At 72.9% G+C, this 22334-nt stretch carries 23 protein-coding genes; 15 read left to right on the top strand and 8 right to left on the bottom strand.

What is annotated here, in order from left to right:
* The first annotated feature begins 21 nt into the window (after positions 1–21).
* The 3 genes from JSX79_RS12305 (at position 22) to JSX79_RS12315 (ending at position 2948) form a co-directional block, all read left to right on the top strand.
* Entirely contained in the window at positions 22–855 is an 834-nt protein-coding gene (locus tag JSX79_RS12305) for a DUF1206 domain-containing protein (protein WP_229086523.1), read from the top strand.
* Positions 856–903: 48 nt separating this feature from the next.
* Positions 904–1779 carry an SMP-30/gluconolactonase/LRE family protein gene (locus JSX79_RS12310; RefSeq protein ID WP_092384822.1) on the top strand — a complete coding sequence of 292 codons (876 nt, stop codon included), beginning with the start codon at positions 904–906 and terminating at the stop codon, positions 1777–1779.
* 89 nt (positions 1780–1868) lie between these two features.
* Positions 1869–2948, top strand: coding sequence for an alpha/beta fold hydrolase (locus tag JSX79_RS12315; protein WP_229086524.1), 1080 nt, complete (start codon positions 1869–1871; stop codon positions 2946–2948).
* Between the two features lie 89 nt (positions 2949–3037).
* On the opposite strand, the gene JSX79_RS12320 is transcribed toward JSX79_RS12315, so the two are convergent.
* The 5 genes from JSX79_RS12320 to JSX79_RS12340 all read right to left on the bottom strand — a co-directional run bounded on the left by JSX79_RS12320 (position 3038) and on the right by JSX79_RS12340 (position 6858).
* Positions 3038–4231, bottom strand: a complete 1194-nt coding sequence (locus JSX79_RS12320; protein ID WP_229086525.1) for an NAD(P)/FAD-dependent oxidoreductase — start codon at positions 4229–4231, stop codon at positions 3038–3040.
* An 8-nt stretch (positions 4232–4239) separates the two neighbouring features.
* Complete coding sequence (locus JSX79_RS12325) at positions 4240–5040, bottom strand: SDR family NAD(P)-dependent oxidoreductase (RefSeq protein ID WP_229086526.1); 801 nt, start codon at positions 5038–5040, stop codon at positions 4240–4242.
* Positions 5041–5050: 10 nt separating this feature from the next.
* Entirely contained in the window at positions 5051–5557 is a 507-nt protein-coding gene (locus tag JSX79_RS12330; protein WP_070417172.1) for a Dps family protein, read from the bottom strand.
* Between the two features lie 92 nt (positions 5558–5649).
* Positions 5650–6162: a MarR family winged helix-turn-helix transcriptional regulator gene (locus JSX79_RS12335; RefSeq protein ID WP_070417171.1), complete on the bottom strand. Its 513-nt coding sequence runs from the start codon at positions 6160–6162 to the stop codon at positions 5650–5652.
* Positions 6163–6300: 138 nt separating this feature from the next.
* Positions 6301–6858, bottom strand: a complete 558-nt coding sequence (locus JSX79_RS12340; RefSeq protein ID WP_070417170.1) for an NADPH-dependent FMN reductase — start codon at positions 6856–6858, stop codon at positions 6301–6303.
* Positions 6859–6961: 103 nt separating this feature from the next.
* Here JSX79_RS12340 and JSX79_RS12345 point away from each other — a divergent pair, with 103 nt between their 5' ends.
* The 7 genes from JSX79_RS12345 to JSX79_RS12375 all read left to right on the top strand — a co-directional run bounded on the left by JSX79_RS12345 (position 6962) and on the right by JSX79_RS12375 (position 14572).
* Entirely contained in the window at positions 6962–8599 is a 1638-nt protein-coding gene (locus JSX79_RS12345) for an alpha-amylase family glycosyl hydrolase (protein ID WP_229086527.1), read from the top strand.
* A 98-nt stretch (positions 8600–8697) separates the two neighbouring features.
* Positions 8698–10668, top strand: coding sequence for a DUF11 domain-containing protein (locus tag JSX79_RS12350; protein ID WP_229086528.1), 1971 nt, complete (start codon positions 8698–8700; stop codon positions 10666–10668).
* 100 nt (positions 10669–10768) lie between these two features.
* Positions 10769–11428, top strand: a complete 660-nt coding sequence (locus JSX79_RS12355) for a hypothetical protein (protein ID WP_229086529.1) — start codon at positions 10769–10771, stop codon at positions 11426–11428.
* On the top strand, positions 11425–11688 hold the full coding sequence (locus JSX79_RS12360) for a hypothetical protein (protein WP_070417166.1): 264 nt from the start codon (positions 11425–11427) through the stop codon (positions 11686–11688). The genes JSX79_RS12355 and JSX79_RS12360 overlap by 4 nt, the downstream gene beginning before the upstream one ends.
* A complete protein-coding gene (locus JSX79_RS12365; RefSeq protein ID WP_229086530.1) occupies positions 11660–13156 on the top strand; it encodes a DHA2 family efflux MFS transporter permease subunit in 1497 nt (498 codons plus the stop codon). Before JSX79_RS12360 ends, JSX79_RS12365 begins: the two co-directional genes overlap by 29 nt.
* Positions 13157–13260: 104 nt before the next feature.
* A complete protein-coding gene (locus JSX79_RS12370; protein WP_083403343.1) occupies positions 13261–13800 on the top strand; it encodes an RNA polymerase sigma factor in 540 nt (179 codons plus the stop codon).
* Positions 13790–14572 carry a hypothetical protein gene (locus JSX79_RS12375; protein ID WP_229086531.1) on the top strand — a complete coding sequence of 261 codons (783 nt, stop codon included), beginning with the start codon at positions 13790–13792 and terminating at the stop codon, positions 14570–14572. Before JSX79_RS12370 ends, JSX79_RS12375 begins: the two co-directional genes overlap by 11 nt.
* Before the next feature lie 73 nt (positions 14573–14645).
* Here JSX79_RS12375 and JSX79_RS12380 read toward each other — a convergent pair whose 3' ends face one another.
* Positions 14646–15575 (bottom strand): LysR family transcriptional regulator, encoded by a 930-nt coding sequence (locus JSX79_RS12380; protein WP_229086532.1) that lies wholly within the window; start codon positions 15573–15575, stop codon positions 14646–14648.
* A gap of 48 nt (positions 15576–15623) precedes the next feature.
* Here JSX79_RS12380 and JSX79_RS12385 point away from each other — a divergent pair, with 48 nt between their 5' ends.
* A complete protein-coding gene (locus tag JSX79_RS12385; protein WP_070417163.1) occupies positions 15624–16898 on the top strand; it encodes an MFS transporter in 1275 nt (424 codons plus the stop codon).
* Between the two features lie 86 nt (positions 16899–16984).
* The gene (locus tag JSX79_RS12390) at positions 16985–17596 is read left to right on the top strand and encodes a hypothetical protein (RefSeq protein ID WP_229086533.1); all 612 of its coding nucleotides are present in this window, start codon (positions 16985–16987) and stop codon (positions 17594–17596) included.
* A gap of 37 nt (positions 17597–17633) precedes the next feature.
* Here the strand turns inward: JSX79_RS12390 and JSX79_RS12395 are convergent, their stop codons facing one another.
* Entirely contained in the window at positions 17634–18554 is a 921-nt protein-coding gene (locus tag JSX79_RS12395) for a cation diffusion facilitator family transporter (protein ID WP_070419278.1), read from the bottom strand.
* Positions 18555–18601: 47 nt separating this feature from the next.
* Between JSX79_RS12395 and JSX79_RS12400 the strand changes: the two genes are divergently transcribed.
* Both JSX79_RS12400 and JSX79_RS12405 read left to right on the top strand, forming a co-directional pair.
* Positions 18602–19267, top strand: coding sequence for a DUF4166 domain-containing protein (locus JSX79_RS12400; RefSeq protein WP_229086534.1), 666 nt, complete (start codon positions 18602–18604; stop codon positions 19265–19267).
* Between the two features lies 1 nt (position 19268).
* On the top strand, positions 19269–20246 hold the full coding sequence (locus JSX79_RS12405) for an epimerase (RefSeq protein ID WP_229086535.1): 978 nt from the start codon (positions 19269–19271) through the stop codon (positions 20244–20246).
* Here JSX79_RS12405 and JSX79_RS12410 read toward each other — a convergent pair.
* Positions 20215–21318, bottom strand: a complete 1104-nt coding sequence (locus tag JSX79_RS12410; RefSeq protein ID WP_229086536.1) for an EamA family transporter — start codon at positions 21316–21318, stop codon at positions 20215–20217. The two genes, JSX79_RS12405 and JSX79_RS12410, sit on opposite strands and share 32 nt — an antisense overlap.
* A gap of 72 nt (positions 21319–21390) precedes the next feature.
* Between JSX79_RS12410 and JSX79_RS12415 the strand changes: the two genes are divergently transcribed.
* Entirely contained in the window at positions 21391–22305 is a 915-nt protein-coding gene (locus tag JSX79_RS12415) for a LysR family transcriptional regulator (RefSeq protein WP_229086537.1), read from the top strand.
* Positions 22306–22334: the final 29 nt, after the last annotated feature.

The raw sequence follows: 22334 nt of genomic DNA on the forward strand, positions 1-22334 counted from the left end.
CCGTCGGGCACGCTCGATGGCGTGAGTGAACAGGCGGAACAGGCGGCCCGGAAGACCGGTCGTGGAGCGAAGCGCGTGGCCGACAGCCGGTGGTTCGAGCTGACGGCGCGCGCCGGGTTCGTCGGCAGCGGCATCGTGCACCTGCTGATCGGCTACCTGGCGATCCTGCTCGGTGTCGGCAACGCGTCCTCGGGCAGCGAGACCGACCAGTCGGGTGCGCTGCAGCAGCTCGCCGCGGTCCCCGGCGGGGTCGTCCTCCTGTGGATCGTGGCCGTCGGCTGCGCGGCGTTGACGCTCCGGCTCGTGGTCGAGGCCGTGGTCGGCGGGCGGACGGACAGCGCCCGTGCCTGGGGCAACCGGTTGAAGAACGTCGGCAAGGCCGTGGTCTACGGGCTCATCGCGTACTCGGCAGCGTCCTACGCGGTCGGAGCCGGCACGAGTTCGAGCGGGTCGTCGCGGAGCGCTGCGGCGAAGGCCCTCGCGACCCCCGGCGGCGTGTTCCTCCTGCTGCTCGTCGCCGCGGTCGCCGTCGCGATCGGCGTCGGCCTCGTGGTGATCGGCTGCCGGCGCTCGTTCTGGAAGCAGCTGGTGCGCCCGCGGCAGCCCCTCGACCGTGTCGTCACCGTGCTCGGCGTCGTGGGGTACGTGCTGAAGGGGATCGCCGTGGTGGTCGTCGGCGTGCTCATCGCGGTCGCGGGCTTCCGGAGCGACCCCGACCAGGCGACCGGGCTCGACGGGGCGTTCGACGCGCTGCGCTCGATGCCGGGCGGGGTGTTCGTGCTCGTCGCGATCGGCATCGGGTTCCTCGCGTTCGGCGTCTTCAGCTTCTTCCGCGCCCGCTACGCCCGCCTCTGACACGGACACGGTGGACGCGCGCGGAGGCGGCACCGGTAGACCGGTGTCATGAGCAGCAGCGCGACGACCGGACCCGTGACCGTCTTCTCCGACGCCGGAGCCGTCCTCGCGGAGAGCATCGTGTGGGACCCCGGGACGAACGAGCTGCGGTGGGTCGACATCACCCTCGGCACCCTCACCACCGCGGACGCCCACGGCACGACCACGTCCACCGTGCAGCTGCCGCCCCCGCTGGCGAGCTTCCAGCCCCGCGCGGGCGGTGGCTTCGTCGCGGCCCTCGGCGACTCCGTCGTCGTGACGGACGCCCAGGGCGTCGTCGAGCGCGAGATCGCCCGGGTCGAGCACGCCACGGCCGGCCTCCGGTTCAACGAGGGCAAGTGCGACCCGTTCGGCCGGTTCCTCGTGGGCAGCATGAACCTCACCACGGGGGAGCCTGACGGTGCCCTGTACTCGATCGAGCCGGACGGCACCACGAGACTCCTCCGCGGCGGCTTCGGCGTGACGAACGGCATCGAGTGGTCGGAGGACGGCACGGTCATGTACGTCACGGACACGAGCGCGTCGACGATCTACCGCGGGTCGTACGGCCCCGACGGGGAGCTCGGCGAGCTGGAGCCGTTCGTCGTCGGGTCCGCCCACGACGGACTCGTCCGCGACGACGAGGGCTGCTCGTGGAGCGCGGTCTACGGCGGCGGTCGGGTCGAGCGGTACGGTCCGGACGGCTCGCACCTCGAGACCGTCGAGCTCCCGGTGCCGAACGTGACGTCGGTGGCGTTCGGCGGCCCGGACATGTCGACGCTGTTCGTCGCGTCGGCGCGGGAGAACCTCACCGAGGAGCAGCTCGTCGCGCACCCGCACTCCGGTGCCGTCCTCGCGGTGCCGACGCGAGTGCACGGGTTCCCCGCGAACACCTTCAGCGGCTGACGGGGCGCCGACGGCGGGATCGGCGGCGCCGCGGGTATCGTGGGCGATCGCCCGAACCGAGGAGCGATGCCCGACCCGAGGAGACCGAAGTGGACGACGAGCACACGGACGCGACACCGGACCCCGCGAAGCGACTGGGCGAGGCCGAGAACGCCGACGTCACGGTCGAGGTCGACCGGGTCGCGGTCGACGGCACGTACGTGCGCGTCAGCTCCGTCGGCGAACCCGGCGACCGCGCCTTCCTGCTCGTCGCGGGGCTCGGCATCGCCGCCACCTACTACGAGCGGCTCGCCCCGCACCTCAACGAGAACGGCCCCGTGCACGCCCTCGACCTGCCCGGGTTCGCCGGTGTCCCGCGATTCCGCGGGAAGGTCTCGATCGAGCGGTACGCCGACGCGGTCGAGAAGGTCATCGACGACCTCCGGCTCGTCGACCCGGTCCTCGTCGGCCACTCGATGGGCACCCAGGTCGTGACCGAGGTGGCAGCGCGTCGTCCGGACATCTCCGACCTGGTGCTCATCAGCCCGGTGGTCGACTCGCACGCGCGCACGGTCCGGCAGTCGGCGTTCCGGTTCCTCCGGTCCACGCTGCACGAGCCGGCGGCCGTCCGCTGGCACGGCATCACGGCGTACGCCCTGTGCGGCTGGCACTGGTTCTCGAAGGTGCTGCCGCGGATGATCGCCTTCCCGATCGAGGAGCGCGCCGCCCGCGTGCAGGCACGGACGCTCATCGTGCGCGGGGAGCACGACGCGATGGTCCCGCGGGACTGGGTGCGTCGGCTCGCCCGGGTGTTCCCGTACGCGGTGCTGCGTGAGGTCGTCGACGGCGCGCACTCGGTGATGCACGCACAGGCGGACGCGGTGGCACGGCTCGCGGTGGACCACGTCGCCGGCCGGCTCCCCGACCGCGGCGTGTCCTCGCTGCAGCGCGTCCGCGACGACTCGACGGCGTCGGACCTGTCGCGGCTCGGCCCGCGCGAAGCCTGGATGCTCGTCAAGTCGCGCTTCGTCGAACTGCTCGGCATGGCGAAGAACGACGACGAGACGCTCGAGGCGGCGAAGTCCGCGCACGCGGTCGCGATGGCGGACGGCGACGACCTGCCGGTCGACCCGGCGGATCGCCGCGAGATCGTCGACGAGGTGGCTCCGGAGACCCGCAAGGCGGGCTGATCCCGCGGATCGGCCCGCGGACGGACGCGACCCACAGGAGGCGCGGTGCCGGTCTCTAGCGGCACCGCGCCTCCAGGGTGGACGCGACGCTACGGCGTGATGCGCCCGATCAGCATGTCCGGCGTGAGCGCGTGGGCCTCGGCGAGGACCTTGCGGGCCTCGTCGGTCTTGTCCCAGACGTTCCAGAGCAGGACGCCGCGCACGAGGTCGTCGTCGTCGAGGTAGTAGACGACGCCCGTGACCGTCGGTTCCTGCCAGTCCTCGACCGTGCGCAGCTTCGTGGTGACCTGCCCGACCGCCTCGTACCCCATGTCGAAGACGTCGGAGTAGAACATCGGCGTGTGGTCGTAGGTCTCGTCGGCGTCGGCGAGGTTGCGCCCCGCCTGCCGGCCCTGCTGCTGCGCGTTGTCGACGTGCTCGACCCGGCGCGTGCCGAGGATCCGGTCGGGGTACTCGGCGACGTCGCCGGCGGCGAACACCGAGTCGTCGTCGGTGAGGAGCGTCGAGGAGACGACGATGCCGTCCCGGACGGTGAGCCCGGCGTCGGCGGCGAGCCGGGTCGCCGGTTCGATGCCGAGTCCGACCACGACCGCGTCGGCGGTCACCTCGGACCCGTCGTCGAGGGTCAGCGTGACGCCACCCTCGTGCTCGGACCCGTGGTCCACCCGGCGCCCGAGCCGGAGCTCCACGCCGTGGTCGACGAAGCGCTGCTGGAACGCCCGGGCGAGGTCCTCCGGGAACATCCGGCCGCCGACGACCTCGTCCGGGTCGACGAGCGTCACCCGGGCGCCGTTCTGCACGACGCCGGCCGCGATCTCGGTGCCGATGTACCCGCCACCGACGACGGCCACGTGGGCCCCGGCGTCGGCGAGCTCGCGGAGGCGTCGGTAGTCGGTGGCGCTCCGGTAGTCGAGCACCCGGTCGGACGGCGACAGCCCGGGGAGCCCGCGGGGCTTGCCGCCGGTCGCGAGGAGCAGTCGCTCGTAGCCGTGGGTGTGCCCGTCCGAGGTCGTGACGGTCTTCGCCGCGCGGTCGATCGCCGTCACCGCGGTGCCGAGCACGAACGTCGCGCCGGTCTCCTCGGTGTGCAGGTCGACCTTCTCGTCCCAGCTGAAGTCCGGGTCGGTCCACAGCTTCTTCGAGAGCGCCGGCCGGGCGTACGGCCGGTCGACGTCCTCGCTGATGATGCCGATCGAGCCGTCGGCATCGAGTTCGCGGACACCGCGGGCAGCGGCGTCGGCGACCATCCCGCCGCCGACGACGAGGTAGCGGAAGTCGGTCATGGCGTCTCCTAGATCGTTGCGACCGAGCCGGAGTCGACCCGGTAGTTCGAGCCGTTCACGAAGCTGGCGAGGTCGGAGCAGAGGAACGCGATGACGTTCGCGACCTCCTCCGGCTCGCCGCGACGCTGCAGCTCCATGTACGGGCGCTCGTCGTCGAGGAACGACGCGATCGCCTCGTCGAAGGTCTGGCCGGTCTCCTCGGCACGCTTCCTCATCATCGCGTCGGTCATCGGCGTGTGGATGAACGCCGGCGACACGGTGTTCACGAGCAGGCCCTCCTTCGCGTAGGTGCGGGAGAGGCCCTTCGCGAAGGACAGCACCCCGGCCTTGGCCGCGCAGTAGGGGAGCTCGTCGTCGTACGGCTGCGACGCGTCCTCGGACACGAGGTAGACGATGCGACCCCAGCCGCCCTGGCGCAGGTCACCGATGAACTCACGCGTGATCCGCACCGGCCCCATCAGGTCGACGTCGATGGTGTCGAGCCATCCCTGTTCGTCGATCTCGTGGAACAGGCCCTGGGCGCCCGTGACGCCGGAGGACTGCACGAGGATGTCGATCTCGCCGACGGCGTCGCGCACCCTGGTGTGCAGGTCGGCCAGGCTCGCGGCGCTCGTGACGTCCGCGGCGAAGGCGTGCAGCCTGCCGTACGGCGCCTCGAGCTGGTCGGCGCTGTTGTCGAGCTGCGACTGGTCGAGGTCCGACACGACCACGGTCGCACCCTCCGCGAGGAGGATGCGAGCCGTGTTCCAGCCGATGCCGGAGTCCGCGCCGAAGACCAGGGCGGTCTTGCCCTGGATCCCGAGGTCCACCTGGTGGCCGCTACGCGTGCGCCGAGGCGTCCGCGACCGCGGGCGTGGTGGCCGAGGCGAGCGGGGTGCTCGGTGCGCGGTTCTCGGCCGAGACCATCCACGCGAGCTGCTCGAGGCGCTCGATGAAGCCGTGCAGCAGGTCGGCCGTCGTCGGGTCTTCCTCGTCGACCTCGTCGTGGACGTCGCGCATGGTGCCGGTCGCCTGGTAGAGGCGGAGCGTCACCTGGTCGATGGCGTCGTGCGTGGTGATCTCGCCCTCGGGGAACTGGTCGAGGTGGCTCGACGCCGCGACGGTGCTCGAGCGGCCGTCCGGGACCGCGTACAGGGCGCGCATGCGCTCGGCGGTGTCGTCGGCGAACTCACGTGCGGCGTCGACGATCTCGTCGAGCTGGAGGTGGAGGTCCCGGAAGTTGGTCCCGAGGATGTTCCAGTGGGCCTGCTTGCCCTGCAGGTGCAGGTCGATGAGGTCCACGAGGACCGCCTGGAGGTTCTTGGCGAGCTTGTCCGATGCGTGCATGATCGGTTCCTTCCGCGTTGGTGACCGGTACCAGACCGGTCTACGCGGTGCGGCAGGACGTCCGCTCAGAGGACGCGTCCCCCGTGGTCCGATCAGTGCGTGACGGCGGGGTCGACCTGGTCGACGGCGGAGCGCATCTGCTCGAGGAACACGGCGACGACGCGGGCGTCCTCGGGGGAGAGCCCCTCGGCGATGCCCATCATCCGACGGTGCATGATGCCGAGGGTCGCGCGGACCTCTTCGTCGGTCTCGGTGGTCGGGGTGATCACGAGCGCGCGGCGGTCGGTCGGGTGCGGGTCGCGGCGGACGTGGTTCGACTTCACGAGGCGGTCGATGAGGATCGTGGTCGAGGCCGACGAGATCTTGAGGTACGCCGCCAGGTCCTTCGGCTTCACGGTGCGTCCGGCGCGCTGCGCCTGCAACAGGAAGCGCACCGCGAGCAGGTCGGTCTCGCCCATGCCCATCGAGTCGCGGGTGCGTCGACGCATCGCGGTCTCGGCGGCGCGGTACCGGCGGAGGGCGTTCAGGACGGTGACGCCCCGCTGGGTCGCGTCGTCATCGGGGAACCAGTACCCGGACGCTTCCGTGATCTCCTGCGTGGACATGGCGTTCAGGGTAGCCCGTCTCGTTGCTAGAGCGTCTAGGGATCTCACGGGATGCGGTCTCCCGCACCCGTGGACGGACGGGAGGCGCGGTGCGAGCCCGCACCGCGCCTCCCGTCCGTCGTCACGTGCGTGACGTCGTCAGGCTGCGGCCTGCTCCTCGGTCGCCTCGGCGAGCGCGGTGAGGGCGCCCTGGACGAGCGTGGTGACCTCGGCGTCCTCGCGCGGGTGGGTCTCGGCGAACCGGACCACCGACTGCGGGATGGCGACCTTGACGTCCTCGAGGACCTTCGCGCCGGCGATCCCGGCGACCTTGCGGGCGTCGTCGTGCGCCCAGACGCCGCCGAACTGGCCGAAGGCCGAGCCGATGACGGCGAGCGGCTTGCCGGACAGCGGCGAGGCGCCGAACGGACGCGAACCCCAGTCCAGCGCGTTCTTCAGGACGGCCGGGATGGTCCCGTTGTACTCGGGGGTGACGAGCAGGACGGCGTCGGCGGCGGCGACCGCGTCGCGGAAGGCGACGGCCGAGGCGGGCGGGGTGTCGCCGTCGATGTCCTCGTTGTAGAAGGGCAGGTCGACGATGCCGTCGAAGGTCGACAGCTCGATGCCCTCCGGGGCGTGGTGCGCAGCCGCCTCGGCGAGCTTGCGGTTGATGGACTCGGCGCGGAGGCTGCCGACGAGGGCGAGGACGTTCGTCATCGGGGATCCTTACTGGTTCTGTGACGGAAAGGTGTCATCGACAACCAATGCGTGCGCGTGGACCCCTATTCCCGGTCCGGTGGATCGTCGGTACGTTGGCGACGTGAGCACGCTTCGGACGCCGGCCAGCACGCCCCGTACGACCGACCCGGACTGGTGGCGGAACGCCGTCGTCTACCAGGTCTACCCGCGGAGCTTCGCGGACACGGACGCCGACGGGCTCGGCGACCTCGCGGGCGTGACGAGCCGCGTGCCCTACCTGGCGTCGCTCGGCGTCGACGCGGTCTGGCTGTCGCCGTTCTTCCCCTCCCCGCTGGCGGACGGCGGCTACGACGTCGCCGACTACCGGGACGTCGACGATCGCCTGGGCACACTCGACGACTTCGACGCACTGGTCCGTGCGCTCCACGAGCACGACATCCGGCTGATCGCGGACATCGTCCCGAACCACACCTCGGACGAGCACGCGTGGTTCCGTGCCGCGCTCGCCGCGGGCCCCGGCTCGCCCGAGCGCGCTCGCTACGTGTTCCGGGACGGTGCCGGTGCCGACGGTTCGCTCCCGCCGAGCGACTGGGTGTCGAACTTCGGCGGCAGCGCCTGGACCCGCGTGCCCGACGGCCAGTGGTACCTGCACCTGTTCGCGCCCGAGCAGCCGGACCTCGACTGGTCGAACCCGGAGGTCCGCGCCGACTTCGAGGACACGCTGCGCTTCTGGTCCGACCGCGGGGTCGACGGCTTCCGGGTGGACGTCGCGCACGGCCTGGCGAAGGACCTGTCGACCCCGTACCGTCCGTCCGACGAGCACCACCTGCCGCTCGACGGCTCCGACCCGCTCTACGACCGCGACGAGGTGCACGAGATCTTCGCGGCGTGGCGCCGGGTGCTCGACGAGTACGACCCGCCGCGAGCCGCCGTGGCGGAGGCCTGGGCGCCCGCGCCGCGCCGCGTGCTCTACGCCCGGCCGACCGAGCTCGGGCAGGCGTTCAACTTCGACCTGCTCGAGGCGCCGTTCGAGGCCGCGGCGTTCCGGGGCATCATCGACCGGAACCTGTCGGCGTCGGCGCAGTCCGGGGCGTCGAGCACGTGGGTGCTGTCGAACCACGACGTCGTCCGGCACGCGACCCGGTACGGCCTGCCGGACGGCACGGACACCGATGCGTGGCTCATGACCGACGGCACGACACCGTCGCTCGATCGTGCACGGGGGCTCCGGCGGGCGCGGGCGGCGACGCTGCTGATGCTGGCGCTGCCCGGTTCGTCGTACGTCTACCAGGGCGAGGAGCTCGGGCTGCAGGAGGCCGCGGCGATCCCGCACGAGGCGCTGCAAGATCCGAAGTGGATCCGCACCGGGCACACCGTGAAGGGGCGGGACGGGTGTCGCGTGCCGATCCCGTGGACCACGTCCGGGCCGTCGTTCGGGTTCGGGGCGGTCGCACCGCACCTGCCGCAGCCGGCCGACTTCGGGGCGTCCTCGGTCGAGGCGGAGGACGGCGACCCCGGGTCGACCCTCTCCCTCTACCGCGCGGCGACCGCCGCCCGACGGGACCTGCAGCGGGGCGAGGACCTCGCGTGGATCGAGGCGCCGGACGGGGTCGTGGCGTTCGCGCGGCACGACGGGTGGCGTTCCGTCACGAACTTCGGGACCGAGCCGGTGGAGCTGCCCGCCGGCGAGGTCGTCGTCTCGTCCGGTCCGCTCGGCCACGGGGTGCTCCCCGGGGAGACCACCGTCTGGTTGCGCTGAGCCGGACTCTTCCTCCACAGCCAGGAGGCGCGGGGACGCGTTCCACAGATCGGCCGATGCCCGCCTGACGGGGACCCTCCGGTCGCGACGATCGGGGCATGACAGCTCCCAACACCCCGCCGGGCGGTCGACCGCCCGCCAGGTCACGCCGGCTCCGCCGCGTCGCGGCCGTCGCGTCCGTCCTGACCGCGCTCGGTGTCCTCGCGGCACCCGGCCTCGTGCCGTCGGCCTCCTCGGCCGACGAGCTCGCCTTCCCCTACGAGAACCAGTTCTCCACCGCTGCCGGCGGCGCCCTGCACGGCGACGCGGCGATCGTCGACGGGCGGCTCCGGCTGACCGACGACGTCAAGGACCAGGCGGGGGCGTGGTCGATGCAGGACACGTTCCCGTCCGACCTCGGGCTCGAGATCGAGTTCAGCTACGCGATGTACCGCGACGTGGACGACCCGGGTGCCGACGGCCTGCTGCTGTTCCTCGCGGACGGCGCCGCCGAGCAGGGCGTCGGGTCGTTCGGGGCCGGGCTCGGGTACGCGTGCCGACGCGAGACGTCCCAGGGCGGTGGCCTCTCCTGCGACCTGCCCGGGGTGCCCGGCGGCTTCGCGGGCATCGCGGTCGACCACTACGGCAACTTCTCGACGCCGATCAACTACTCCGGTCCCGGGGCGCGCCCGGACACCGTGTCGATCCGCGGCTCCGGCGACGGGGTGCTCGGCTACCGCTGGGTCGGCGCGGCCCCCGCGCCCGGTGGCACGGAGACCGCCGGGGCGACGCTCCGGAAGGTCCGTGTGACCCTGCTCCCCGGTGACGCCGGGGAACTCGCGGTCACCGTCCGGCTGCAGGACGGGGACCGGATGCGGACCGTGCTCGACCGGGTCCCCCTGCACGGCGACGGCCAGGCACCGCTGCCGAGAACGCTCCGCCTCGGGTTCGCGGGGGCGACGGGCAGCCACGTCAACGTGCACGAGGTCGACGCCCTGCGCGTCTGGACGCCGACGGACGTCGCCGTCACACACGACCTCGCGCCGAGCGTCCCGGCGGGTGCCGACGTCGAGTACACGGTGACCGCACGGAACGCCGGCGTGAACGCGTCGGACCCGAGCGCGCTCGAGGTCGACGTGCCCGAAACCCTGCGCGACGTCACGTGGACCTGCTCGGCGGCCGCTGGGTCGTCGTGCGGGACCGAATCGGGCACCGGCGACGTCGCCACCGATCTCGGCCTGCCGCGCGACGGGACGGCCACGGTGACGATCCGCGGCCGCACCGCCGACGACGCCGAGGGCACGCTCGAGAGCGTCGCGACGATCCGACCGGCGCCCCGGACCGCCGACACGAACGAGGACGACAACACCTCGGCGGCGAGCACCACGGTCGCCGCCCGGGTGGACGCGCACGTCGAGACGGACAAGTCCGTGTCCCCCTCGACCGCGGTCGAGCCCGGTGACGAGGTCGAGTACACGATCACCGCCCGCAATCGGGGCCCGGGTACCGCCGAGGACGTCGGGGCGGTCGACGAGCTGCCGAGCGCGATGCGGTTCGTCGGGTCGCCGGACGACTGCACGGCCGAGGGGCAGGACGTGACCTGTCGCTCCGGTGCCGCGCTCGCCGCGGGGGAGACCGTGTCGTTCCGGATCCGGGCGCAGCTCGACCCGGCGTACTCCGGGGACGGGTCGGACGTGGTGAACGTGGCCACCGCGACGTCGCCGAGCGATCCGGACGGCGGCGACCCGTCGCCGGGCGTCGGGATCGTGGTGGTCCCCGGCGGCGACGGCGGTGGTGACGGCGGCGACGGCGGCCCCGACGGGCCGGGTGACGGCGGGGACGCTGACACGGGTCCGCGCGACCGGGCGCCCGACGACCGCGGGGCCCGTCCCGCCGGGGACGGTGGAGACGGCGGGGACGCTGGGCCGGCCCGGACCGGAGCGCTCGCCTACACCGGCACGGAGGAGCTCGGCGTGGTCGCGGCGGTGGCCGCCGTCGGTGTGGCGGCCGGGGCGACGTGCTGGTGGCTCGCGCGGCGGCGTGCGCGCCGACGTGCGGCGGAGGACGAGGTCGGGTCGACGCCCCGCTGACCCCTCGCCGACGCCTGCTGGTTCGAGCATCCTCAGCGGCCGATCGCCCCGCGCGGTCGGCCGCTGCACCGTGCGGCGGTAGGATCGAACCACGATCCGCATGCCCGAAAGAGGTCTCGTGTCCGACTCCGTGGACGACTCCGGCCAGCGCGCGCGGTACTGGCCGATCCCCGTCCTCCGGGCCGTGCCAGCCGCGATCGTGGCCATCGTCATCACCTTCTCGTCCAACCACGCGGCGGGCTACGGCCTGCTGCTGTTCGGTGGGTTCGCGGCGGTGGACGGGCTCGTGCTGCTGCTCGCGGGCACGACGCGGCTCCCGGTGGACGGACGGTCGCGCCGGACGACCCTCCTGCAGGCGGTGATCACCCTCGTCGCCGCGGTCGCCGCGTTCGCGTGCAACGGCCTCGGCCTGCCGGCGTTCATCGCGGTCGTCGTCGCCTTCGCCGTCCTCACGGGGGCGCTCGAGCTCACGCAGGGGCTCCGCGCCCGTGGGCGTTCGCCCTTCGCCCGCGACTGGACGACCGTCGGCGGCCTGACGCTGCTGCTCGCCATCGCCTTCCTGGTGACGCCGCCCGACTACTCGCAGGAGCTCGGCGGTGTCGAGCGGGTCACCGGCACGCTGGACGCCTCGATCGTCCTCGTCGGCCTGCTCGGCGCCTACCTCGCCATCACCGCGGTCTTCCACGTGATCGCCGGCCTCTCGCACAAGTGGGGAACGGCGGCCCCGGCCGCAACCCCGGACGGAGCACCACACGCATGACCACCCCCAGCCGTCGCGACCGCCTGCGCCCGGTCGAGCTCCTCGGGATCTCCGCGATCGTCGCGGTCTTCACCGGGCTCGTCGTGCTGCTCGCCACGCGTGAGCTCCAGCTCGCCGCGATCTTCCTCGGCATCGCGTTCATCGTCGTCGTGGTCGTCCTCGCGATGCTGCAGCTCGCGTCGACGAGCGACCAGGACGACAACGACATGCTCGGTGGTCACAAGACCCCGGGTGAAGGAGACGGCAACGACTTCCACTGAGTCGGAGGCCGCCCCCGCGGTGCCGTCACGGCGGCCGTTCCAGGGCGACCCGGGCCTGCCGCAGCGGTACCGGCACCGGTACCTCATCCTCGCGGTCTGCTGCATGAGCCTGTTCATCGTCTCGATGGACGCCACCGTGGTGAACGTCGCACTGCCCTCGATCGGGCGTGAACTCGGCAGCTCGATCTCCGGGCTGCAGTGGACGATCGACGCCTACACGCTCGTCCTCGCCAGCCTGCTGCTGCTCTCCGGCTCCACCGCCGACCGCATCGGCCGCCGCACCACCTTCCAGATCGGGCTCGCGCTCTTCACGGTCGGGTCGCTGCTGTGCTCGCTCGCGCCCGGGGTGGGCTGGCTCGTCGTCTTCCGCATGGTCCAGGCGGTGGGCGGTTCGATGATGAACCCGGTCGCGATGTCGATCATCACGGCCACCTTCGACGACGCGAAGGAGCGTGCCCGCGCCGTCGGCGTCTGGGGTGCCGTCGTCGGTGTGTCGATGGGGCTCGGTCCGCTGGTCGGCGGCGCGCTGACGGACACCGTCGGCTGGCGCGCGATCTTCTGGATCAACGTGCCGATCGGCATCGCGGCGATCGTGCTGACGTTCCTGTTCGTCCCCGAGTCGAAGTCGCCGAAGCCCCGACGGCTCGACCCCGTCGGGCAGGTGCTCGTGATCGTGCTCCTGGCGACGCTCGTCGGCGGGCTCATCGAGGGGCCGCGGCTCGGCTGGACGTCACCGGCCGCCCTCGGGCTGTTCGTCCTCGCCGCAGCGTCCCTCGTCGTGCTCGTCGCCGTCGAGCGCCGTCGCCGCGAACCGCTCATCGACGTCCGGTTCTTCCGGAGCATCCCGTTCTCGGCCGCGGTCGTCACCGCGATCGGCGCGTTCGGCGCCAACGGGGCGTTCCTCTTCCTCAACGCGCTCTACCTGCAGGAGGTCCGGGGCATGTCGCCGTTCCAGGCCGGCCTGTGGACGCTGCCCGCGGCGGTCGCCACGATGCTCGTCTCGCCGCTGTCCGGGCGTCTCGTCGGCTCGATCGGCACCCGGGTCCCGCTCGTCCTCGCCGGCATCGGCGTCGGCGGCGCCGGGGCGATCCTCACGACGATCGACGCCACGACACCGATGTGGGTGCTCGTCGTCGCCTTCGTGCTGTTCGGGTTCGGGTTCGGCATGGTGAACGCGCCGATCACGAACACGGCCGTCTCGGGCATGCCCCGCGCGCAGTCCGGGTCCGCTGCGGCCGTCGCGTCCACGAGCCGGCAGACCGGGGTGTCGCTCGGGGTCGCACTCGCCGGCACCGTGACCGGCGCGAGTGCGGTCGCGACCGTCGGCGCCGGGTTCGCCGTGGCCACGCACGCGATGTGGTGGATCGTCGTCGGCATCGGTGTGGGGATCGTCCTCGTCGGGTACCTGTCGACCTCGGCTGCGGCGAAGCGCTCGGTCGCCGGCATCGCGCACCTGCTCGACGCCTGATCCGCTCGGGCGACCGACACGCCCGGGATCACGTTTTCGCCACGGTCCTGTCACGATCGCGCGTGCAGCCGACACCTCTGGAGTGAAGGAGGTGGGATGTGGACGTGACGACCGGCACCGACACGGACGAGGCGATCGTCCGTGCGATGGCACGGGGCGACAAGAGCGCGCTCGCCCGGGCGTTCGACCGGTACGCCGCGACCCTCACCCGCTACGCCTGGGCACTCGTCGACGACCGCCAGGACGTCGAGGAGATCGTGCAGGACGCCTTCTTGACGCTCTGGCAGCGTGCCGAGACCCTCGAGCTGCCCGCGGACACGATGCTCCCGTGGCTGCTCGTCGTCTGCCGGAACCACGCGTTCAACACCGGCCGGAAGCAGGCCCGCCGTCGCGCCGACGAACTCCCCGAGCAGCTCGCCGCACCCGAGGACCACGCCGAGGCCCGTGAGCGCCTCCGCTGGGTCCGCGACGAGATCGCCGCGCTCCCCGAGACCGACCGACGCATCTGCGAACTGTGCCTCCTCGAGGGGCACTCCTACGCCGAGGCCGCCGAGATGCTGGGCCTCAGCGTCGGTGCGGTCACCCAGCGGGTCTCCCGCTCCCGACGCCGACTCAAGAAGGTGGTGATGCACGATGAACACTGAGCCCCCCGAGGGAGACGACCTGCAGCGCATGCTCGTCTCGATGAAGCAGAACGTCCTCGAACGTGCCACCCCGCGTCCGAAGCGGCGTCGGTTCCGTCCGGGCATCGCGCTCGGCGTCATCGGCCTGCTGGCGATCGGCACCGCGACGGGCGCCGTGGCCCTGTCGCTGTCGCAGCAGGAGACGCCCGTCGCCGCGCCGACGACGAGCCGGGTACCGGAGCCCGCACCGTCCGCGACGACGCCGACGTCCGCGCCGATCACGCAGCGCCCGACACCGCGTCCGACCCCGACGCCGGTCAACACGACGGCGACGATCCCGACCGACTGCCGTGCACTCGTCCCGGCGTCCGACTACGACCGGTTCTTCGGCGACGTCCCATTGCAGCGGGTGCTCCCGGTCGCGGAAGGGCTGCCCGCTGAAGCCACGCCTCCGCCGGTGGCGGGTAACGGATCGGGACTGCCGGAGACCGACTTGTACTGCCTGTGGCGTGATCCGGCTGCGGACATCACGGGGCTCGCCGTGACGATGGGCCACGGCTCGCCGGAGGAGCTCGCGAACGGAGAGCGCAGCTACTACGAGGGGTGGTCGCCGACGTGCGAGGAGTCCGACGGCATCCGGATCTGCCGGCAGACCAGGCCCGATCCGCAGTACGGCACGGACTGGAGCAGAACCCGCTACGTCCGCGGCGACACCTGGTTGGAGATCGACCAGGCCAACTTCCCGACCGACAACCTGCTGGGTGCGATCGTCGGGGAGATCTGGGGGGACTGACGGCCTGGAGGCGCGTGGCGGGGACGACCCGCGCCTCCAGTCCGTCGGTGGGGGACGACCGGAATCCGGCCGCTCAGCCCGGCTGCGCAGCGACGTCGACGCGCGCCGCCAAGATGTCGCGCGCCAGCGCGCGCACCGCTCGGTTCGGCTCCGGACTCGTCCGCATCGCGAGTCCGATGCGCAGGGGATCGACCTCGTCCTCGAGCTCGAGAACCGCACCGTCGTGGCGCACCCCGGAGTCCGGGACGACGCCGACGCCGAGGCCGGCCGACGCGAACCGGATCACCGCGGGCATGTCGTTCATCTCCGCGACGATCCGCCGCCGGATCCCGAGCCGCTCCAGCGCGGTGTCGAGGATGATCCGGTTGCCGAAGCCGTGCGCGGTGTCGATGAACGGCTCGTCGGCGAGCTCGGCGAGCGAGACCGAGCGACGACCGGCGAACCGGTGGTCGGCGGCGGTGAAGACCCGGAACGGCATCTCGCGGAGCGGCGCCACCTCGACCCCGGCCGGGACCGCCGGCAGGCCCGTGTAGGCGATGTCGAGCCGCCCGGCGACCAGATCCTGCACGAGCCCGGTCGTCCCGGAGGGCGAGGTCATGAGCTCCACCGCGACCAGCGGGTGCCGCTGCCGGAACCGCCGCAGTACGCCCGTGAGGTCGACGATGTCCATGCTCGTGAAGATGCCGAGCCGGACCCGTCCCCGCAGGTCGGCGTCGTCGACGGTCGCGAGGTCGCGCATCCGGTCGAGGGACTCCAGCACGGCGCGGGCGTGGGGGAGCAGGTCCTCACCAGCGGTCGTCAGCACGAGGTGCCGTCCGGTGCGGTCGAACAGCCGGACCCCGAAGCTCCGCTCGAGTGACGCGATCCCCGCGGACACCGTGGACTGCGCCGCCCAGAGCCGTTCGGCGGCGCGGGTGACGCTGCCCTCGGCGGCGACGGTGACGAACTGTTCGAGCAGGCGGGTCTCCACCGGCTCAGTATCGATCAGGTCGATGGACGACATCAAGAGCATCCGTTGGACTCGATGGGTGTTCGGCGGGACGATCGGAGCATGTCAACCGCCACCGCATCCGCTCCCACGTCGTCGACCGTCGCCACCGCGAGCGAGCGCGTCGCCGCCCCGCGTGGACGACGAGCGCACACGCGCCGTCGGCACGGCGTCGGGTTCTGGGCCGTGGCGTTCGCGTTCCTCGCGGTGATGGCGTTCGCGACCGTGCCCGCACCGCTCTACGTCATCTACCAGGCACGCGACGGCTTCCCGACCTTCACGACGACCGTGGTCTTCGCGGCGTACGGCGTGGGCGTCGTCGGGTCCCTGTACCTCGCCGGACACCTCAGCGACGTGCACGGACGGCGTCCGCTCATCCTCGTGTCGGTGGCGCTCGAGCTCGTCGCAGCGGTGCTCTTCCTGCTCTGGAACGACGTCAGCGGCCTCATCGTCGCCCGGCTCGTGACCGGCCTCGGGGTCGGGCTCCTGACGGCGACGGCGACCGCGCACCTCGGCGAGCTGCGGGTCCGGGCGACGGGCTCGCAGTCGTCGGCCGGCGGGGCGGGCGTGGTCGCGGGGGTGGTGAACCTCGGCGGGCTGTCGCTCGGCGCCCTCGTCGGCGGAGCGCTCGCGGAGTTCGTCGGGCAGCCGCTCATGGTGCCGTACGTCGTGTTCGTCGTGGCGCTGGCCGTCGCGTTCGTGGTGGTGCTCGCCGCCCCGGAGACCGTCGACCGTCCCACGTCGCCCGTGCCCTACCGCCCGCAGCGACTGCAGGCGCCGGAGGGGCAGGCCGGAGCGTTCTGGACCGCCGGCACCGCCGCGTTCGCCGCGCTCGCGGTGCAGGGACTCTTCACCTCGGTCGCGCCGACGTTCCTCGGGACGACCTTCCACGTGACCGACCGGCTCGCCGCCGGAGCCACGACGTTCGGGGTGTTCGCCGCGAGCGCGGTGTCGCAGATCGTCTTCGCCCGGCTGTCGCAGCGGGCGCAGATCCGCCTCGGGATGGTCCTGCTCGTCGGTGGTCTGGTCGTCCTGGCCGGTGCCGCGGTGGTGCTGCAGGTGGCCGGGTTCATCGGTGGCGGGGTCGTCGCGGGAGCCGGCGTCGGGCTGCTGTTCCGCGCGTCGATCGGCAGCGCGGGCGCCCTCGTCGGCCCGGAACGTCGCGGCGGAGTCCTCGCCGCGACCTTCCTCATCGCCTACGCCGGGCTGACCGTGCCGGTGGTGGCGGTCGGGGCTGCGCTCCTCGTGCTGCCGACGCTGCCCGTGCTGCTCGGGTACGTCGTGTTCGTGGTCGTACTGGCCGTCGTCGCCGGGACCCGCCTGGCGGCGCGGGCCTGAGCGCTGGTCCGCGTCCCGCGTTGCGCGTTCGACTGCGTCCCGCGGCCGGTCCAGGAGGCACGACACCCGTCCGGCATACTGGGCGCGTGTCCCAGAAGCGCAACCGTTCCGTCATCACCGGCGTCGCCGCCGTGCTGGCCGCCGGCCTCGTGGCCGGTGGCGTCGCACTGACGGCGCAGCGCGGTGCGGACGACCCGGTGCTCGGGGGCACGGCGGCCAGCGTCGTCCCGAGTGCGACCGCCGGCGGGGGCGCGACGAAGGACGGCACGGTGACGATCACCCGCACCGGCCCGGACCTGCCCGGCGACGCCGTCCTCGACCGCTGCGACCGGAGCACCCGCGAGACCGTGGCCCGGTACGACACCGAGGCGCTCGGCACGGTCGTGCTGCAGTGCGGGAACTCCGGCCAGGGCTACGAGCACATCCGGGTCCGGCACACCGCGGACTGGGAGGACGTCGTGACCGGCCACGGCTCCCGGGACTGGGACGACGCGATGCTCACCGCGGTGCAGTCCGCCCTCGAGGCACCGGCGACCGGGTACCCGCAGGACGCCGGCGACGGCAAGGTCTGCTTCGCCGCTCCCGTGCGGTTCGACGACGGGTCTCGCCCCGAGGCCGAGCCCTTCGTCCGCGTGATCGTGTCGGCCACCACCGACCGCGTGATCACGGCGTTCCCCACGAGCGACGGCGGCTGCTGACCTCGTCCCCGGGCGACGGTGGTGCGCTCAGCACCGCCTAGGCGTGCACCTCGTGCTCGTGCCGCCGGTGCGACGCCGGCTCCAGCTGGAACGTCGAGTGCTCCACGGGGACGTCGAAGTGCTCCGCCACGCACTGCTGCAGCTCGTCGAGGATCCGCGGGGCGTGCGCCGTCGAGAAGCACTCGTCGTCCACCACCACGTGGGCGGTCAGGTTGGGCACCCCGGTCGCCACGAGGGTCGCGTGCAGGTCGTGCACGGCGATGACGTGGTCGAGCTCGAGGATGTGCCCCCGGACGTCGTCGAGGTCGAGCCCCGGGGGCGTCGACTCGAGCAGCACGTTGGCGGTCTCGCGCAGCAGCCGGATCGCCCGCGGCAGGATGAGCAGCCCGATCAGGATCGCCGCGACCGAGTCCGCCCGCTCCCACCCGGTCAGCATGAGGACCACCGCGGCGGCGATGACCGCGACGGAGCCGAGGGTGTCGTTGAGGACCTCGAGCCGGGCGGCCCGCGAGGTGAACCCCTCGCCGGAGGCCCGGAGCAGTACGGCGTACGCCACGAGGTTGCCCACGAGCCCGATGATCCCGAACACGAGCAGCGGCCCGGAGTGGATCTCGGCCGGCACGAACAGCCGCTGGATCGCCGAGATGATCACGTAGACGCCGACGGCGAGCAGGATCGCCGCCTGCGCCGTGGCCCCGAGCACCTCAGCACGCTGGAAGCCCCACGTGCGCTGCGCGGTCGGCGAGCGTCGTGCGAGTCGCGTCGCCACCAGGCCGATGCCGAGCCCGCCGGTGTCGACGACCATGTGCCCGGCGTCGACGAGCAGGGCGAGCGATCCGGTCACGACGGCACCGACGACCTCGGCCAGCAGGATCGTCGCCGAGATGCAGAACGCGATGAGCAGTGCGCGCTCGGACGCGTGCCCGTGCGAGTGCCCTGCTCCGTGGTCGTGTCCCATGCGCATCATCGTAGGGATCCGCACCGACGACATGCCAGGATCGGGACGTGACCCGGTCGCCCTACGAGCTGTCCACGCCGCCCGACGTGCTGGCCCGGTTGCACCCGCGACTGTCGACGTACTTCGGTGCGATCCCGCCCGGACACGTCGGCCGCGGCGAGGGTGTCTTCGACGTCGTCGGCACACCCCGCCGCTGGCTCTGGCCGGTGCTCGCGTGGTTCGCCCGCGACGCCGTCATGTTCCCGGTCTGGGAACGGGACGTCCCCTTCACGGTCGAGAACCGCCCGGCTCGCGTCGGTCGCGGGCCGGCGGTCCAGGAGGGTCGGGTCGCCGTCCGCGCGCACCGCACCTTCCGCTTCCGCTCCGGTACCCGCACGATGGTCGACGCCATCACCGCCGGACCCGACGGGCTCGTCGACCACCTCGGTCGCCGTGGGCGCGTCAGCGCCCTGCTCCGGGCGGAGGTCGACGCGCACGGCCCGGACGCGGGCGCCCTGCGCCTGGTCTCCACCCGTGTGTCGTTCCGTGCGCTGGGACGCGAGGTGCGCCTCCCGAGCCGCATCGCACCGCGTGTGACGCTCGTGGAACGATTCGATGACGATGCCGACCAGCAGCGCGTGTCCCTGGTGCTCTCGGCCCCGCTGGTCGGCACGCTGTACCGGTACGAGGGGGCGTTCCGGTACGAGATCGCGCCGGACACAGGACGGGGATGAGATGAGCGACCACAAGGGCCGCGCCGTGATCGCGGGGGCGAGCGGCTTCGTCGGGCAGTACCTGCAGGACGCCTTCCGCGACGAGGGCTACGAGGTCGTCACGATCGGCCGCACCGGGGACGCCGTGTGGGGCAACACCATGCGGATCCGCGAGCTCGTGGACGGGGCCGCGCTCGTCGTGAACATGGCCGGCAAGAGCGTCAACTGCCGGTACGGGCGCCGGAACCGGGCGGAGATCATCCGCTCCCGGGTCGACACCACGCTCGAACTGGCCGAGGCGATCCGCACGAGCGAGCACCCGCCGCCGCTGTGGGTGAACGCCTCGACGGCGACGATCTACCGGCACGCCGACGACCGCCCCCAGGACGAGGCGACGGGCGAGCTCGGCGAGGGGTTCTCGGTCTCGGTCGCGAAGGCGTGGGAGGACGCCCTGTCCGCGGTCGACCTGCCCGGCACCCGCCGCGTGGCGCTCCGGATGGCGATCGTGTTCGGCGACGGCAGCGCCCTCGTGCCGTTGCTCCGGCTGGCGCAGGCGGGACTCGGCGGGCCGCAGTACGACGGCCCGTGGTTCCCGACGCGCTCCCGGCTCCGTGCCGGCACCTACTACGTGAACCGGCACACCCGGGGCCGGCAGCGGTTCAGCTGGGTGCACATCGCGGACGTCCTCGGGGCGATCCGCTTCGTCCGCGACCACGAGGACATCGACGGCGCGGTCAACGTGTCCAGCCCGAACCCGTCGGACAACCGCACCGTGATGGCCACCATCCGGGACGCCGTCGGGCGACGCTTCGGGATCCCGACGTGGCGGTGGATGCTCGAGCTCGGGTCGTTCGCGATCCGGACCGAGACGGAGCTCGTGCTGAAGAGCCGGTGGGTGGTGCCGACGCGCCTGGTCGAGGCCGGGTACGAGTTCCGCTACCCGCACCTGCGCGGCGCACTCGCCGGGATCATCGCGGAGCGTCGGCAGCACCGGGGCTGAGCGCCGGCGTCGGCGCCGGTGCCGGTGCCGGCGGGGGCGGGGGCGGGTCGCCGAGGTCGCTCGAACTGCCGCCCCGGCCGTCGGCGGACGGCACGTCGTGCGACCTCGGCGGAGCGTCCGCGGCGTGTGGTGCGACCTCGACCGGCGACGACGCCGGGCGGACCCGCGCAGGGCGGACCCGTGCCGGGCGGGACCGCGCCGGGCGGGACCGCGCGGGCCGGGACGACCACAGCACGGCCGCCACCACGACGACCCCGGCCGCGATCTCCACCGCGTCCGGCACCTCCCCGAACGCCACCCACGAGGCGAACACCCCGACCACGGGCACGAGCATCGAGAACGGCGCGACGGTGCTCGACGGGTACGCCGCCATCAGCCGCGACCAGATGCCGTACCCGACGAGGGTCGCCACCAGCACGATGTAGAGCAGCCCGAGGTCCGCCGGCAGCGCCTCCGCGGTGAACGCCGTCCCGAGCGCGTTCCCGATGCGCGACGGCCCCTCGACGACGAACGACAGGACGGCCATCGGCACCGGCGGCACGATCGACCACCACAGCGTCAGGTGCAGCGGGTTGGCCGCCCCGGCCCGACGGGTCGCGACGTTGCCGATCGCCCACCCGAGCGCCCCGCACAGCGCGAGCACGACGGGCAGCAGCGCTGCCGCCTGCGCCCGGTGCACGGCGATCGCCGCCAGGGCCGCCACCGCGATCGTGACCCCGATCACCTGCCGGCCGGTGAGCCGCTCGCGCAGGAACACCCCGGCGAGCACCACCGTGAACGGCGCCGACGCCTGCAGGACGAGTGACGCCAACCCGGACGGGAGCCCCGCGGCCATGCCGAGGTACAGGAACGCGAACTGCAGGACCCCGAGCCCGAAGCCGACGAGCAGGAGCCGGCCGAACGGGATCCTCGGACGCGGGACGAGCAGCACGGTCGGGACCGCGAGCAGCGTGAACCGCAGCGCGGCGAGCAGGAACGGCGGGAAGTGCTCGAGGGCGAGGGCCGTCGCGGGGAAGTTGAGCCCCCACACGACGGCGACGACCACGGCGAGGAGACGGTCACGGGTGCGCACGGGTCGATCGTGACCCAGCTGCACCGTTCAGCACCAGCGAAGAGTTCCGTACCGACGTTGTAGGCTCCCTGCATGGTCGGCTTCGACGTGCAGCTCCTCGCCGTCCTCCGCGAACTCGCCGAGCGGGGGAGCGTCACCGCCGTCGCCGAGGCCACGCACCGCACGCCCAGCGCCGTCTCGCAGCAGCTCCAGACCCTGCAGCGACAGGTCGGCGTCCCCCTCGTCGAACGGGTCGGCCGCGGGGTCCGGCTCACCGAGCACGGCCGGGTGCTCGCCGGGCTGGCGAGCGGCGTGGCGACGGCGATCGCCACGGTGGACGCGGCGTGGCAGGAGCACCTCGGCGGCGCGACCGGGCGGGTGGACCTCGCCGTGTTCCCGTCGGCCGCGGAACTCCTGCTGCCCGGCCTGCTCACCCGGATGCGCGAGCACCCCGGCATCGACCTGGTGCTCGTCGACGTCGACGTCAGCGAGGACGCGTTCGGCCCCCTCGCCGCCGACCACGACGTCGTCATCGGGCACCGGCCGGACGGCGCCCCACCGGCCGGCCGGGAGGCGCTCGAGACCGTCCCGCTCCTCCGCGAGCCGCTCGACGTCGCGCTCCCGCTCGACCACCGGCTGGCTGCCCGCGAGCGGGTCCGCATCGACGACGTCGTGGGGGAGTCCTGGATCGGGGTGCCGGAGGGCTACCCGATCGACCGCGTGCTCACGGCCATGGCGGCGGCGACGGACACACCGCCGAGCGTCGGCTTCCGGACGATCCACCTGCCCGTCATCGAGAACCTCGTCGCCGCCGGACACGGGGTGGCGCTCGTGCCGCGGTACACCTCGGGGACCCGGGCGTCCGGTCGCTTCCACCTCGCCGAGCTCGCCGACGTCCGCGCAGGGCGGCGGATCGAGGCGCTCGTCCGGCCGGACCGTGCGGTCCGCCCCGGGGTCCGGACGGTCCTGGAGGCGCTGGTCGCCGAGGCCCTGGTCGTCACCACCTGAGGCGGTGACGCTGCCGGCGGGGCCGACCC

Origin of the sequence: Curtobacterium sp. GD1 (assembly GCF_020882855.1) — a bacterium.
GTDB lineage: Bacteria > Actinomycetota > Actinomycetes > Actinomycetales > Microbacteriaceae > Curtobacterium.

Excerpts from the sequence above, each read along its gene's own strand:
- JSX79_RS12310 (WP_092384822.1), top strand. The coding sequence starts at position 904 with ATGAGCAGCAGCGCGACGACCGGACCCGTGACCGTCTTCTCCGACGCC.
- JSX79_RS12320 (WP_229086525.1), bottom strand. The coding sequence starts at position 4,231 with ATGACCGACTTCCGCTACCTCGTCGTCGGCGGCGGGATGGTCGCCGAC.
- JSX79_RS12330 (WP_070417172.1), bottom strand. The coding sequence starts at position 5,557 with ATGCACGCATCGGACAAGCTCGCCAAGAACCTCCAGGCGGTCCTCGTG.
- JSX79_RS12335 (WP_070417171.1), bottom strand. The coding sequence starts at position 6,162 with ATGTCCACGCAGGAGATCACGGAAGCGTCCGGGTACTGGTTCCCCGAT.
- JSX79_RS12340 (WP_070417170.1), bottom strand. The coding sequence starts at position 6,858 with ATGACGAACGTCCTCGCCCTCGTCGGCAGCCTCCGCGCCGAGTCCATC.
- JSX79_RS12350 (WP_229086528.1), top strand. The coding sequence starts at position 8,698 with ATGACAGCTCCCAACACCCCGCCGGGCGGTCGACCGCCCGCCAGGTCA.
- JSX79_RS12355 (WP_229086529.1), top strand. The coding sequence starts at position 10,769 with ATGCCCGAAAGAGGTCTCGTGTCCGACTCCGTGGACGACTCCGGCCAG.
- JSX79_RS12360 (WP_070417166.1), top strand. The coding sequence starts at position 11,425 with ATGACCACCCCCAGCCGTCGCGACCGCCTGCGCCCGGTCGAGCTCCTC.
- JSX79_RS12375 (WP_229086531.1), top strand. The coding sequence starts at position 13,790 with ATGAACACTGAGCCCCCCGAGGGAGACGACCTGCAGCGCATGCTCGTC.
- JSX79_RS12380 (WP_229086532.1), bottom strand. The coding sequence starts at position 15,575 with ATGTCGTCCATCGACCTGATCGATACTGAGCCGGTGGAGACCCGCCTG.
- JSX79_RS12385 (WP_070417163.1), top strand. The coding sequence starts at position 15,624 with ATGTCAACCGCCACCGCATCCGCTCCCACGTCGTCGACCGTCGCCACC.
- JSX79_RS12395 (WP_070419278.1), bottom strand. The coding sequence starts at position 18,554 with ATGGGACACGACCACGGAGCAGGGCACTCGCACGGGCACGCGTCCGAG.
- JSX79_RS12405 (WP_229086535.1), top strand. The coding sequence starts at position 19,269 with ATGAGCGACCACAAGGGCCGCGCCGTGATCGCGGGGGCGAGCGGCTTC.
- JSX79_RS12415 (WP_229086537.1), top strand. The coding sequence starts at position 21,391 with ATGGTCGGCTTCGACGTGCAGCTCCTCGCCGTCCTCCGCGAACTCGCC.